The 13,439-nt window shown below is 65.8% G+C and carries 10 protein-coding genes; 5 read left to right on the top strand and 5 right to left on the bottom strand.

The annotated features are described in order from the left end of the window. Positions 1 to 68: 68 nt before the first annotated feature. Together E5A73_RS03725 and E5A73_RS03730 are read left to right on the top strand one after the other, a co-directional pair. Positions 69 to 458 (top strand): RcnB family protein, encoded by a 390-nt coding sequence (locus tag E5A73_RS03725; protein WP_135962410.1) that lies wholly within the window; start codon positions 69 to 71, stop codon positions 456 to 458. 189 nt (positions 459 to 647) lie between these two features. Continuing rightward, positions 648 to 1,124 (top strand): SPOR domain-containing protein, encoded by a 477-nt coding sequence (locus E5A73_RS03730; RefSeq protein WP_135962411.1) that lies wholly within the window; start codon positions 648 to 650, stop codon positions 1,122 to 1,124. Between the two features lie 21 nt (positions 1,125 to 1,145). Here E5A73_RS03730 and E5A73_RS03735 read toward each other — a convergent pair whose 3' ends face one another. The 3 genes from E5A73_RS03735 to E5A73_RS03745 all read right to left on the bottom strand — a co-directional run bounded on the left by E5A73_RS03735 (position 1,146) and on the right by E5A73_RS03745 (position 2,805). Continuing rightward, positions 1,146 to 1,328: a hypothetical protein gene (locus tag E5A73_RS03735; protein ID WP_135962412.1), complete on the bottom strand. Its 183-nt coding sequence runs from the start codon at positions 1,326 to 1,328 to the stop codon at positions 1,146 to 1,148. Between the two features lie 139 nt (positions 1,329 to 1,467). Continuing rightward, complete coding sequence (locus E5A73_RS03740; RefSeq protein WP_240699995.1) at positions 1,468 to 1,710, bottom strand: glutaredoxin; 243 nt, start codon at positions 1,708 to 1,710, stop codon at positions 1,468 to 1,470. 225 nt (positions 1,711 to 1,935) lie between these two features. Further along, positions 1,936 to 2,805 carry an aldo/keto reductase family oxidoreductase gene (locus E5A73_RS03745; protein WP_135962413.1) on the bottom strand — a complete coding sequence of 290 codons (870 nt, stop codon included), beginning with the start codon at positions 2,803 to 2,805 and terminating at the stop codon, positions 1,936 to 1,938. Positions 2,806 to 2,894: 89 nt separating this feature from the next. On the opposite strand from E5A73_RS03745, the gene E5A73_RS03750 reads away from it, so the two are divergent. From E5A73_RS03750 to E5A73_RS03760, 3 genes are all read left to right on the top strand, one after another. Continuing rightward, positions 2,895 to 3,818 (top strand): LysR family transcriptional regulator, encoded by a 924-nt coding sequence (locus E5A73_RS03750; RefSeq protein ID WP_168355789.1) that lies wholly within the window; start codon positions 2,895 to 2,897, stop codon positions 3,816 to 3,818. Positions 3,819 to 3,973: 155 nt separating this feature from the next. Beyond that, positions 3,974 to 7,054 (top strand): PAS domain S-box protein, encoded by a 3,081-nt coding sequence (locus E5A73_RS03755; RefSeq protein WP_168355790.1) that lies wholly within the window; start codon positions 3,974 to 3,976, stop codon positions 7,052 to 7,054. A gap of 37 nt (positions 7,055 to 7,091) precedes the next feature. After that, entirely contained in the window at positions 7,092 to 8,063 is a 972-nt protein-coding gene (locus E5A73_RS03760; protein WP_135962415.1) for a DUF4424 domain-containing protein, read from the top strand. Here the strand turns inward: E5A73_RS03760 and E5A73_RS03765 are convergent, their stop codons facing one another. Together E5A73_RS03765 and E5A73_RS03770 are read right to left on the bottom strand one after the other, a co-directional pair. Beyond that, complete coding sequence (locus tag E5A73_RS03765; RefSeq protein WP_135962416.1) at positions 8,064 to 9,881, bottom strand: DUF885 domain-containing protein; 1,818 nt, start codon at positions 9,879 to 9,881, stop codon at positions 8,064 to 8,066. It abuts the gene before it with no gap. 134 nt (positions 9,882 to 10,015) lie between these two features. Continuing rightward, the gene (locus tag E5A73_RS03770; RefSeq protein WP_135962417.1) at positions 10,016 to 13,375 is read right to left on the bottom strand and encodes an amidohydrolase family protein; all 3,360 of its coding nucleotides are present in this window, start codon (positions 13,373 to 13,375) and stop codon (positions 10,016 to 10,018) included. Between the last annotated feature and the right edge of the window lie 64 nt (positions 13,376 to 13,439).

A 13,439-nucleotide genomic window follows, 5' to 3' on the forward strand; every position in this document is an offset into this window, starting at 1 on the left:
GGGCTGCGACAACCAGCTCCTAGATATTGTTCAACGCCAAGCAACGGCGCGAACAAGAGGAGTTAGTCATGAAGAAGTTCATTCTCGGTCTGGTCGCCGCCTCGATCGCCGCCACCCCCGCAATGGCCGCAGCACCGCAGCAGCATCGCGGGCACGACGCGCCACGCCAGCAGATGGTGGTCAAGCAACGCCCCAATGGCAATGTCGTCGTCCGGCAGACTCCGCAGCGCGGCCATGGCTATCAGAACGGCAATGCGTATCAGACCCGCAACTGGCAGCGCGGCCAGCGTTTCGACAGCCGCTATGCCCGCAACTACCGGCAGATCGACTATCGCCAGTATCGCGGTCTGCGCGCCCCGCCGCGCGGCTACAATTATGTCCAGTCGGGCAACGACGCGGTGCTCGTCGCGATCACCAGCGGGATCATCGGCGCGGTATTCGCCAACATGGTCCGCTAAGGGAAGCAGCTCAGGCTGCAGAGACGGCGGAGCCTTCGGGCTCCGCCGTTTGTGCGTCTCTTTTCGGGACAGGTGGAAATATGCGGGGCTCGTGCGTTAATCGGCATTAACCGTAACGAGCCGCGCGTGCACCACAGTGATTCTTCCTTTCCGATCGCCCTGCCCAAGCGCCCGCGCCGATATGGCTGGTTGCCTGCCGCGCTGGCGAGCCTTCCGATCGTCGGCATTCTCCCCATCCTCGGCATTGCGCAGGCATCGCGGCAGAAGCCGGAGCCTGCGCAGCTACTCGCCCTCGACACGACGGCCGGGTCGCAGCCCCAGATCATCGACAGGCCGGCGACGATCACGCTCGGAATGTTGATCGAGATCCAGCGCCGGGCGCGCGAACAGCGCGCAGCAATGGCCGGTGCAGAACAGCTGGCGGCGGACCTGCCGCCCGGAGAAAGCTGGCGGGCGCAGCTCGGCGCATTCAGCTCGGCGGACGCAGCCGAGCGCCAGCGCGCAAGGCTGATCGAGGCGGGGGTGCCGGTAGTGGTTCGGCAGGAGGGCGCACTGCATCGCCTGCAGAGCCTTCCTGCGATCCGCGCCGAAACTGAGGGGCTGTGCGTTCGCGCGCAGGCAGGCGGCGTGGATTGCTTCGTTCGACGGGTAGCCGACGAAACCTAGGTCAGGCCAATCGCGACAGCCTTAGTTGACCGGCATCGGTTCGTGACCCACTGGCAGATGGTGCATGACGGCGTAGATATCGCGCCGATCGACTGCCTGACTGCACATCGGGCAGGTTTCGAAATGGACCAGTTCCTTTCGCGAGGCAGCGGCGCTCCGTCGTTGGTTCAGTTTGGTCGGGTCGAACAGGATCGCTTCAATCACCGCTACGTCTCCGCGTTAGCATCTTATTCACCATTATAGCGGAAAGTCCGGAGTAGGCGTCGAAGTGTGAAGTTTCTCTTGCAGGCCATTTTTGCGAGAGCTGCCGAGACGATCTCCGGCTTCCGCCCCGCTGCCAGCCCTATCCGTTGGCGAGGAACCGCTCGAGATCGTCGCAGCCGCCGATACGCCGGTCGCCGATGAAGACCAGCGGCGTCGTCACGACCTCGTGTTCGGTCTTGATCGCCTCGACTTCCTCGCGCGAGCGGAGCAGGCGATCGTCGATTTGATAGCCGTGCTCCGTCAGCAGCGCCTGGGCGCGGACGCCGAAGGGGCAGGTGTGTTCGGGAAGAACCATTCGATACAGCGTCGCGCGGTCAGGCATTGTGTTTCCTGTCGATTGCGCCGCATCAACGCCCCAGCCGCGGATTGGTGGCGATCGACTAGGGTCTGAACTCAATACCGGCAATGGCCGGGACGGAGCCGATTTCGGCGCACAGGGGGGAACGAGGAGGGGGCGATGCGGTATCATCGTGACCGACGAGTGACGTGGCTGTGCGTCAAAAGCGGCCCGCCGCTTCGCGGTCGTTGCCGGTATTCAGTCCAGACCCTAACCCCTGGCGATGCCATCGAGCGCGGCGATGGCGTCGTCAGGCAGGATCAGCGATGCTGCCGCAAGGTTTTCATGGAGATGCGCGACCGATGACGTTCCGGGGATCAGCAGGATGTTGGGCGATCGCCGCAGCAGCCATGCCAGCGCGACTTGCATCGGCGTCGCCCGTAGCCCCGCGGCGACCTCGGACAATGTCGACGACTGAAGCGGGCTGAACCCGCCCAGCGGGAAGAAGGGAACATAGGCGATCCCCGTCTCCGCCAATGCATCGATCAGCGCATCGTCGCCGCGATGCGCGAGATTATACTGGTTCTGCACGCAGACGATCTCGGCGATCCCCTGCCCTTCCTCGACCTGCGTTGCAGTGACGTTGCTGAGGCCGATATGACGCACCAGTCCTTGCCGCTGGAGATCGGCCAGCGCCTTCAGCGGCGCGGCGATCGATCCCTCGGCCGGCCCGTGCACGCTGAACATGATCCGCAGGTTGACGACGTCGAGCGCTTCGAGCCCGAGATTGCGCCGATTGTCCTCGACCGCCCTTGCGAGATCGTCGTCGCCGAAGGCCGGAAGCCAGGATCCGTCCTCGCCGCGCCGCGCCCCGATCTTGGTGACGATCGTCAGATCTTGGGAATAGGGACTCAGCGCCTCGCGGATGAGTTGGTTGGTGAAATGGGGTCCGTAGAAATCGGAAGTGTCGATATGGTCCACCCCCGCAGCCACTGCCTCGCGCAGCACCGTCAGCGCGGCATCGCGATCCCGCGGCGGACCGAATACGCCGGGGCCGGCGAGTTGCATCGCGCCGTAGCCGAGCCGCTTCACCACGCGATTGCCGAGCTTGAACGTGCCGGCCTGTTCGATCGTCAGCATATGATCTCCTTTGATCGGCACCAATTAGGCATTGGCGAGTGCGTCGATAATCCTGCATTATCCGCACAGGCTGTACGGATATTCGCACGATGATTAGCGATCTAGCGGACCTGAACGCATTTCTGGCGGTAGCGCAGGCACGCGGCTTCCGCGAAGCGGCGCGCTCCAGCGGCGTCAGTGCCTCGACCTTGAGCGAGGCGGTGCGCCGGCTGGAGACGCGGCTCGGCGTCCGCCTGCTCCACCGCACCACGCGGAGCGTCGCGCCCACCGAGGCGGGCGCGCGGCTGATCGAGCGGCTGGCTCCCGCGCTCGGCGAAGTCGAGGCGGCGCTCGAGGTCGTGAACGGCTTTCGCGACGGCCCGACTGGGACGCTGCGGCTCAATGTCCCGGTGAGCGCCGCGCGGCTCGTGCTGCCCGCCATCCTGCCCGGCTTCCTTGCCGCTTATCCCGGCATCCAGCTGGAGGTCGTCGCCGAGGACAGCTTCGTCGACGTGCTGGCGTCGGGCTGCGACGCCGGCATCCGGTATGACGAGCGGCTCGAACAGGACATGATCGCGGTACCGATCGGCCCGCGTGTCCAATGCTTCGCCACCGCCGCCGCGCCCGACTATCTGGACCGCCATGGCCGCCCGCAACACCCGCGCGATCTTCTGGCCCATGCCTGCCTGCGCGGCCGCTTCGCAAGCGGGGCGATGGCCGGCCCGTGGGAGTTCGAGCGTGCTGGAGAGATCGTGCGCATCGAGCCGGGCGGGCAATTGGTGGTGCGTATCGGCGGCGCCATGGACCTCGCCGTCGATATGGCGCTTGCCGGCGTCGGCGTCCTCCACTTGTTCGAAGGCTGGCTTCGTCCGCATTTCGCCAGCGGCGCGCTCGAGCCCGTGCTCGAGGATTGGTGGCAGCCCTTTTCGGGGCCGTTTCTCTATTATTCTGGCCGCCGCCTCGTGCCCCCGCCACTCCGCGCCTTCGTAGATTTCGTGAAGACGCACAGGGAGGGGCCGGCGTCGCATCCGTAGATGCACCGAGCCGGGGCTTACCGCTCCGTTCACCAACGGACCGTATCGCCGGAGGATCGCTCAGCTTTCGGAAGTATCGGGAAATGCAATCGAAGCACGCGACGGAAACGGCTTCATCCAGGTCGGACAGGGTACGGAGGCTGGAACAGCTCGCTTTGGCGCAGACTCGTCTTGCCGAAGCCGATCTCGATCTCGATTCGTTCATGCAGGTGGTGATCGGCGAGCTCGAGGCGGTCGTCGAGGCCAGTGGCGTCGTGATCGAGCTGATCGACGGCGACGACCTCGTCTACAAGGCCGCCAGCGCCTCGCTCAGTGCTTTCATCGGGCTCCGGATAAAACGGACGGGCAGTCTTTCCGGGCTCTGTGTCGAGAAGGCCGAGCTTCTCGTCAGTAACGACACTTCGACAGACCCTCGCGTCGATCGCGCGGCCTGCGAGCGTACGGGGTTGCGCGCCATGATCTGCGCGCCACTCATCCGCGAAGGCGAAGTCGCAGGAGTTGTGAAGATTTGCTCGGACCGGACGAACCGGTTCGATGAGGACGACGTCCAGGCGCTGCGCCTGCTGACCGCCGCGCTCGCGGCCGAGATGCGAAAGCAGCTCCGTTTCGCCGCAACCGAGCACGACCTCGGCGAGCGCATCGCGCTCGAGGCGTCGCTGCGCGCGAGCGAGCAGCGACTTGCGGGCATCATCGGCAATGCGCATCAGGCGATCGTGACGATGACCGAAGATGGCATCATCACCTGTTGGAACCGCCAGGCCGAACTGACCTTCGGATGGTCCGAAGCAGAAGCGATCGGGTGCGATCTCGCCGAGCTGATCGTCCCGCCGGAGCTCCGCGCGATGCACCGGTCCGCGCTGCGCCGCTTCGTGGAAACCGGCGAAGGCACGCTGATCGGCCGCCGGATCGAAGTCCAGGCGCTGCATCGCAGCGGCAACCGAATCCCCGTCGAGCTGGCGATCAACGCCGCACGGCTCCAGCACGGCTGGGAATTCACGGCGCTGCTCCACGACATTTCGGAACGCCGCAAACAGACCGAGCAATTCGAGAACGCGTTCAACCACGCGCCGATCGGCATGGCGCTGGTCGCGCTCGACGGGGGATTCATGCGCGTCAACGAGGCGTTCGGGGGCATCGTCGGCTATTCGAGCGAGGAAATCGAGACGCTCGACTTCCAGGTGCTCACCCACCCTGCCGATCTCGAGGCGGATCTGGCGCAATTGGCAGACCTGATCTCGGGCAAGATCACCAGCTACAAGCTCGACAAGCGCTATCTCCACAAGAGCGGCCGCTTCGTCCGGGTTCGGCTGTCGGTTTCGATGGTCCAGGCCGAGGACGGCAGCGCACCGCACTTCATCGCGCAGGTGGAGGATCTTACCAGCGAGTTCGAGGCCGAGAACCGCTACCGGCTGATGGCGCGCAATTCGACCGACATGATCACCACCACCGATCTGGAGGGACGCATCACCTTCATCTCGCCGTCGTGCGAGAAGATCGTCGGCCTGAACCCCGCCGATCTTCTCGGCAAGCCGGCACTGGACTTCGTGCACCCCGAGGATCTGGCAGCCGTCCGTCGCGAATATCGTACGTTGATCAAGTCCGGCGCCGCGGAACCGGTGCGATGGCGTTCGCAACGCCGCGACGGCGGGTGGGTTTGGCTCGAATCGAGCATCGGCATTCTGCACGATGCGCAGGACGAAGGCATGACCGGCTTTATCGACGTGGTCCGCGACGTTACCGACCGCAAGCAACGCGAGGACGCGCTCGCCGCCGCTACCCTCAAGGCGGAGGAGGCAGTACGGTCCAAATCCGATTTCGTCGCGAATGTCAGCCACGAACTGAGAACCCCGCTCAACAGCGTGATCGGCTTCTCGCGGCTTCTCGACGAGGCTCCCGAGCTCACCGATGAGACCCGGCGGCGCGTGCGGTTGATCCACAGCGCCGGTCAGGCGTTGCGCGGCGTCATCGACAATGTTCTCGATTTCTCGAAGCTCGAGGCGGCGGCGCTCGAACTGAACTGCGCGCCCTTCGATTTGCACGACTTCATCCGCCAGACGGTCGCGCTCATGGGGCCTCAGGCGGCAGCCAAGGATATCGAATTGCGAGCATTGCTCGGGTCGGACGTTCCGGCCTGGGTGCTGGCCGACGATATGCGGCTGCGGCAGGTCATCCTCAACCTGCTGTCGAACGCAGTGAAGTTCACCCAAGAGGGAACCGTCACGCTGACGGTTTGGGCGACCGGCAAGGGCGAGGATGCGCGGCTCCGGGTCGAAGTCCGCGATACGGGCGCCGGGATCTCGGCGGAACGCGCGGAAACTTTGTTCAACCGGTTCGTCCAGGCCGGTCCGGCGATCGCATTGCATTATGGCGGCACCGGGCTCGGGCTCGCGATCAGTCGCCAGCTCATCGAGCTGATGCACGGTACCATTGGCGTTACCAGCAAGGTCGGCGAGGGCTCGACGTTCTGGTTCGAAGTGCCGCTCTGCGAAGCGGCGCACGAGTCAGCGCCGGCGAAGCCCGTCGCGCGCGGCCTGTTGGGCTTCGCCGGAAAGCGCATCCTGGTGGTGGACGACGTCGACCTCAACCGGGATCTGATGCTGGCGACACTCTCGCGCTATGGCTTCCATGTTTCGATGGCATTCGACGGTGCCGCAGCAGTCGATGCCGTGCGCAATGACCGATTCGATCTGGTGCTCATGGACTGCCAGATGCCGGTCATGGACGGATTCACGGCGACGCGGACCATCCGGGCATTGACTTCGTCCAAGTCCAGCGTTCCCATCGTGGCGCTGACCGCGAGCGCGCAGACCGCGCATCTCGAGCGGTGCCGAGAATCGGGAATGGACGACCAACTCACCAAACCGCTCGACGAACGGCAGCTGGAGCGCGTGCTGCACCGGTTGCTTTCTCCTGAAAACGGTTCCGCGCCAGCGGCGGTACAGGTCGAGTCCGAGCCCGAGCCCGCGCCCAAGCCGTCGCTCAAGGAACGTTATCAGACGCGCAAGCAGGCTGCGCTGGAGAGAATCGCCGCAGCGATCCGGACGGGGGCCTTCGATGATGAAGGGAGCGCCGAACTGCAATCGCTGGCGCATCAATTGGCCGGCGTCTCGGGAATGTTCGGCGAAGCCGCCTTCGGAGACTTGGCGAGCAAGCTCGACGACGGGCTCCAGATCTGGCCGCGCGAAGAGCGCCTCGCCCAGGTGAGTGCGATCTATTGCGAGTTGCTGGCGGCCTGAACGATCGACTAGAGCGCCCTGCCAAACCGGAGCGCGCATGAAGAAGATCGTCCTATCCATCGCCATGGCCGCGCTCTTCGCCGGAGCCGCGGGTGCGAACGACAGCACGGCGGAGAAAGCCGCGGGCGGGCTGGTCCTGACCCGTACCGACGCGATCGACATGATCTCCGAAGACCTGTTCGTCTCCGCCGAACAGGTGCGGGTCCGCTACGTCTTCCGCAACCGCACCCCCTCAGACCTGCGATCCACCGTCGCCTTCCCGATGCCCGACGACGATCTCACCGAGCGCGAATATCGCGATATCGCCTATCCGCGAGATTTCGTGACCAAGGTCGACGGCAAGCGCGTCCAGATGGCGCTGGAGCGCAAGGCGATGCTGAACGGCAAGGATCATACCGCGCTGCTCGCCGCGCTGCGCGTTCCGCTGTCGGACGAGCCCGAGACGCGGCTCGACGAATTGAGCAGGCCCGAACAGGATCGGCTCCTGACCGCAGGCCTGGTCGCCGTCGAGGACGAAGGTGGTCCCGGAGTCAAACGGCATCTCAAGCCGCTCTGGTCGATAAAGGATACCTATCATTGGGATCAGCTCTTCCCCGCCGGGCGCGACCTGAACGTCGAGCATCTTTATGCGCCGGGGACCGGCGGAAGCGTCGGCACCGATCTGGCGATGCCCGAGATCCGGCACGGTGCTGAGGGCAAGGCGGAGATCGCCCGCTATTGCGCCGACGCGGCGTTCCTGGCCGGGATCGACCGGCTCGCGCGCGCCGCGGGCGAGGCCTATGCCGCGCTGCCCGAACAGCGGGTAGGCTATGTGCTGCGGACCGGCGCGAACTGGCGCGCGCCGATCGGCAGCTTCCGCCTCGTCATCGACAAGGGGGCGCCGGCGAACCTGATCAGCTTCTGCGCCGACGGGGTTCGGAAAATATCGCCGACGCAGTTCGAGATACGGCGCACGAACTGGCGGCCCGATCGCGACCTCGACATATTGATCGTTTCGCCGCGGGGCTGATCAGGCTTTGCGCAGCCGCTCGTTTACGACGCGTTCGAGCACAGTGAGCGGCATCGCGCCTTGGAGCAGCACGTCGTGGAAGCTTCGCGGGTCGAACTTCGCACCCTGCGCCGCCTTCACCTTGTCGCGCAGGCGGACCCACATAGTGTGACCAATCTTGTAGCTGCACGCCTGGCCCGGCCACACCGTGTAGCGGTCGATCTCACCCTGGCTGCGCCCGCGCGCGATGCCGGTGGTCGCGATGAAATAGTCCGTTGCCTGCTCGCGCGACCAGCGTTTGTGGTGCAGCCCCGAATCGACCACCAGCCTTGTCGCGCGGAACAGCAGCGACTGGAGATAGCCGACCTGCCCGAGCGGGTCCTTGTCATACATCCCCATCTCGTCGGCGAGCTGCTCCGAATAGAGCGCCCAGCCTTCGGTATAGGCATTGAAGTCGGCGCGGCGCCGGATCAGCGGAATGTTCGGCGATTCGAGCGCCAGCGTCACCTGCAAATGGTGGCCCGGCACCGCTTCGTGGTGGGTCAGCGTCGCCAGCCCGAACTTCGGCCGGTCGAATGTGTCGCGCAGGTTGATGAAGTAGATCGCCGGGCGCGACCCGTCGAGCGATGCGTTCTGGTAGTAGCCGCCCGGTGCGCCGGCCTGAATCGACGCCGGCACCCGCCGCACTTCTACCGGCGCCTTGGGAAGCGAGCGGAACTGCTCGCCCAGCCGCGCCTGCATCGCTGTCACTTGCGCGCGCAGCGCCTCGAGCAACGCCTCCCGGCCAGGATCGGTGTTGGGGAAGAGCTGGTCGGGCCGCTTGTTGAGCGCCACCAGCCGCTCGCCGACGGTCCCCTGCCCCATGCCCTGCGCCTTGAGAATTGCATCGATCCGTGCGCCGATCTCTGCAACCTGATCGAGCCCGAGCTGATGGATTTCGGCACCGGAGAGGCTGGTGGTGGTCGCGGCCTGCGCCGCCGCGCTATAATAGGCGTCGCCGTCGGGCAACCGCCATACCCCGGCATCGTGCACCGCCTTGGTGCGCAACTCGGTGACCAATGCACGCTGGCGGTCGATCGCCGGGAAGATCTGTTCGGCGACGATCCGCTCGGCCTTCGCCACGCGGTCGCCCGGCAGCTTCGCCGCGGCCAGCTTGCCCGCCAGCGCAGTCACCATCACCGTCTCTCCCGCCGGCACGTCGCGCATCGCCGCTATCTGCTTGAGCGTGGTGTCGATTATATAGTCGGGCGCGAACACCCCGCGCGCGGCATCGTCACGCTGGCGAGCAGTGTCGTTGTCGATCGCATTCGTAAATGCTTCGAGTCTTGCGAGATAAGCATCGGCATCCGCGGCATTTTCCACGCGATGCTGCGAATCGAGAAAGTCGGGGACGTCGCGATAGGCTCCGCCGAGCTGGCTCAGCACATAAGGCGCAAAGCCGTCGCTGTTCGAGCCGTAGCGGAAGCGCGCGGTCGCGGCGATGTTGCGCTCGAGCTGATAGGCGACGACCTCCTGATCGAGTCGCCCCGCCGGAGCCAGCGTGGCAGGCGCGATGGCGCGCAGTTCGGCGAGCTCGCGCTTCGAGCGCATTGCCGCCTTGGCAAATCCCGCGGCCGAATTATCGCTGAGCCTCGCGCGCAGCCCGGCGCGTACGCCGGTATCGAGACCGAGCTGCGTCGCGGCCTCGGGAGCATCGGCGAGCCGGTCGTAGAAGAAGCGATCAAGCAGCGTCGACAGCGTCTTGTCCGGCCCGGCCTGACTGCGCGGGGCCGCGGCGGCGGGCCATGCGGTGGCGAGTGACATAGCGCTCGCTCCGGCCAGGAATTCACGACGAACCACTCCGCTCTCCTTGCACTAAAACCCCAAAGCTTCTTCGTCACCTCGGCAAAAGCCGGGACCCAGAGCCAAGCAGACCAGCCGGGCCGAGTACCCAGGATCCCGGCTTTAGCCGCGATGACGGTCGAAGAGTGAGCCTATCGCCCCTGCTTCTCCCACCAATAGGCGCCGCGCTTCGCAGTGCCCGTCGCGACTTCGTCGAGCGTTGCGGCGTCGTACAGCCGCCCGCCCAGCATCACCCGCGAGACCTTGTCGCTATTGCGGATATCCGCGGTCGGATCCTTGTCGAGCACCACCAGATCGGCGAGCTTGCCCGGCTCGATCGATCCGATGTCGCGCGCCATGCCGAGCGACTGCGCCGACACGATCGTGCCCGCGCGGAGCGCCTCGATCGGCGTCATGCCGCCGCGCACGAACGACCACAATTCCCAATGCGCGCCGATGCCGGCCTGCTGCCCGTGCGCGCCGATCGAGACGAGCACCCCGCGCTTGGCGAGCTTGTGCGCCTCGCGGGCATTGTCGTCGTCGACGAAATTATCCTCGGGCGCCTTGATCCTCCGGGCATTATCCGCGAGCAAAACCGTCGGCGGGGTGTGCACGCGCAGCAGCGGGTGGGCATAAACGTCGGTGGCCTGGCGCCAATACGGATCGCCGGCAAGCCCGCCATAGGTCACCACCAGGGTCGGCGTGTAGTTGGTCTTGGTTTCCGAAAAGAACTGCAGCACGTCGTCGTAAAAGGTCTCGAGCGGCACATTGTGCTCGAGCGTCGAATTGCCGTCGGCGATCAGGGTCATGTCCATCCCGAACAGCGAGCCGCCCTCGGCGACGACCTGCATATTCTCACGGCGCGACGCTTCCACCACCTGTTGGCGCTGCTCGCGCCGTGGCTGGTTGTAGTTCTTGACGCTGTGCGCGCCCTGCGCCTTGAGCCGGCGGACATGCGCCAGCGCATCGTCGAGGCTGTCGATCTGGGCATAGACGTCGGCAGCCCTGGCGCCATAGACGATCTCGCCGGTCGAGAAAATGCGCGGCGCGAGGATCAGCCCGGCCCGCTGCATCTCGGATGCCGCGAAGATCTCGCTCGAGCGGTTCGACGGATCGTGGATCGTCGTAGTGCCCAGCGCGAGATTCTGCTGCATCGACCAGTTGTTCTGCGGGATGAGCTCGTCGCTCCCTGCGGGACCGTGCGCATGCGCGTCGATCAGGCCTGGGATGATCGTCTTGCCCGTCGCGTCGACCAACGTTGCCCCCGCCGGTATCGGCGTCGAGGCGCGCGGGCCGACCGCGCCGATCCGGTCGCCGCGGATCACCACCACGCCATCGTCGATGATCCCGCCCGCAGCATCGGCCATCGTCACCAGGCGCGCGCCGCTGATCGCCACCGTGCGGTCCGGCTTCGCCGCCGTCACTTCGCGCGCCAGCGAAACGCCATTGGTCGGCGGGACGAACGCCGGAGCGCCTTCGGCCCGCGGCGCGTTCGGGAAGAGCTGCGCCGTCTCGGCCGTGTAGACCGTCGGCCCGAGACTCCAGTGCAGCCGCTCGCCGTCGTTCGACCAATGGATGTAATCCGCGCCGCCGGCGCTCACGCGGGTGACCGGCAGCGCCTTGGCGTCGGGCGACAGCGCGACCGACTGATTGCCCGGCATCAGCGGCACCACGAACGCAGCATAGTTCTGGCGGAATGCCACGAACTCGCCGCTCGGCGCCACTGCGAAATCGGTGACCATCTCGCCGTTCGCGTGGATGCGCTTGTCCTGGCCGCTAAGGTCGGTGCTGACCAATTGGCGCTCGCTCTTCTCGCCTTCGCCGATCATGAAGATGCGGTCGTTGGCCGCGCCGAATTGCGGTGCCGCCATTCCCTTGGCAACCCGCACCGGCACGCCGCCCGCGCTCGCCACGCGGTACACGCCGGGATCCTGCGACCAATTGGGATTGGTAAGATTGCCCGCCGAGACCCGCTCGAACACGATCGTCTTGCCGTCGGGCGAGAAGCGCGGGCGGGCATAATGGCCCGGCTGGCTGGTCACGTCGCGTGCCGACCCGCCGCCGGCCGGAACGGTGCGGATCCGACCGAGCCCGGCATCGGTCCAGCCGACGAACACGATCGTCCGTCCGTCGCGCGACCAGCTAGGGAACAGCTCGAAGCCTTCGCCGCCGCTCGTCAGTCGCTTCGCCGCGCCGCCCCCCATCGGCTTGATCCACAATTTACCGAGGCTCTCGAACACCACGCGGTCGCCCTCTGGCGAAACCGAAGCAAAGCGCGGCATCGCCGTGGTGAAGCGCTCCGGCGCGACCGCGATCTGCGGATGCGGCGCGTCGATCACGTCGCGAGTGTCGCTGATCGCGAACGGAATCTCGCGCGCGTTCGATCCGTCGGCATCGATCCTGCGGATCTTGCCCTTGGCCCAGAACACCAGGGACTTGCCGTCGGGCGTCCACGCCATGTTGGGATAGACGCCGGTGACCGCCCAGGTCTCCTGCACGTCCTGGTCGAGGTGGTCATAGATCTTGCGCTCCTCCCCCGAGACGAGGTCCTTCACGTAGAGCTTCGAGCGAGTCGCCTCCCGCCGCACAAAGGCGATCTTCTTGCCGTCAGGCGAAGGCGTCGGCCGCACCGCGCCGCCGGCGCCGCTCACCGCGGTGGTCACCTCGCCGGTGTCGAGATCGTAGCGTTCGATGTCGAACAAGTCGGTGTTCGAATCCTGGGCATATTCGAAGATCGGGCCGGGGGTGATGTTGCGCGTGTAGAAAATCGACTTGCCGTCATGCGCGTAGATGGGCTCGCCCAATTCCTTTTGGTGCGTTTCGTTGGGGCGCTTGACCAGCATCACCCCGGCCCCGCCCGAAACGTGATAAAGCCACACTTCACCGGTGCCGAGCGAGCGGCCGGTGGTGAAGTGCTTCTTGGCGGCGATATAGCGGCCATCGGGGCTCCAGCCCGGCTGGTTGAGCAGGCGGAAGTCCTCCTCGGTCACCTGGCGCTTGTCCGACCCGTCGCGGTTCATCACCCAGATATTGTCGCCGCCACCGCGATCCGAGGTGAAAGCGATCCGCCGCCCGTCGGGCGAGAAACGCGGCTGGACTTCCCAGGCGAGCCCCTCGGCGATCCGCGTCGGCGTACTGCCGGCGATCGGCATCGTGTAGATGTCGCCGAGCAGCCCGAACGCGATCGTCGCGCCATCGGGGCTGACGTCGAGATCCATCCAGCTACCTTCGGACACGCGGATCGGGATCTGGCGGATGGTCGCCCCGGCGGGTGCGTTGACGTTCCATTTAGCGGGCTTGTCGCTCTTCGCGACAGGCGCGGCGGGCGCAGTTGATCCAGCAGGCGCAGGCGCAACGGCTGGCGCCGGCTGCTCGACTGGACGGACGATCTGGTCTTCGGGAGCCTGAGTCTCCTGCACCGGCTTTTGCTGCGTGGGAGGTGCTACCTGGGCCGCAGCCTGATGCGCGGCGAGTGCAACCAGCGAGACGAGCGCGACCGCGTAGACTTTCATGATTCCCCCTTGATCTGAGTTGGGTGTTATCGGCGGCCAGATGCGGCTGCGCAATCGGCAAGCT

The sequence above is a fragment of the Sphingomonas gei genome, from assembly GCF_004792685.1.
GTDB classification, from domain to species: domain Bacteria; phylum Pseudomonadota; class Alphaproteobacteria; order Sphingomonadales; family Sphingomonadaceae; genus Sphingomonas; species Sphingomonas gei.

What these genes read in the sequence shown, in the direction of transcription:
- E5A73_RS03740 (WP_240699995.1), bottom strand. Translation starts at nt 1,710, where the DNA reads ATGCCTGACCGCGCGACGCTGTATCGAATGGTTCTTCCCGAACACACC.
- E5A73_RS03750 (WP_168355789.1), top strand. Translation starts at nt 2,895, where the DNA reads ATGATTAGCGATCTAGCGGACCTGAACGCATTTCTGGCGGTAGCGCAG.
- E5A73_RS03770 (WP_135962417.1), bottom strand. Translation starts at nt 13,375, where the DNA reads ATGAAAGTCTACGCGGTCGCGCTCGTCTCGCTGGTTGCACTCGCCGCG.
- E5A73_RS03745 (WP_135962413.1), bottom strand. Translation starts at nt 2,805, where the DNA reads ATGCTGACGATCGAACAGGCCGGCACGTTCAAGCTCGGCAATCGCGTG.
- E5A73_RS03760 (WP_135962415.1), top strand. Translation starts at nt 7,092, where the DNA reads ATGAAGAAGATCGTCCTATCCATCGCCATGGCCGCGCTCTTCGCCGGA.
- E5A73_RS03725 (WP_135962410.1), top strand. Translation starts at nt 69, where the DNA reads ATGAAGAAGTTCATTCTCGGTCTGGTCGCCGCCTCGATCGCCGCCACC.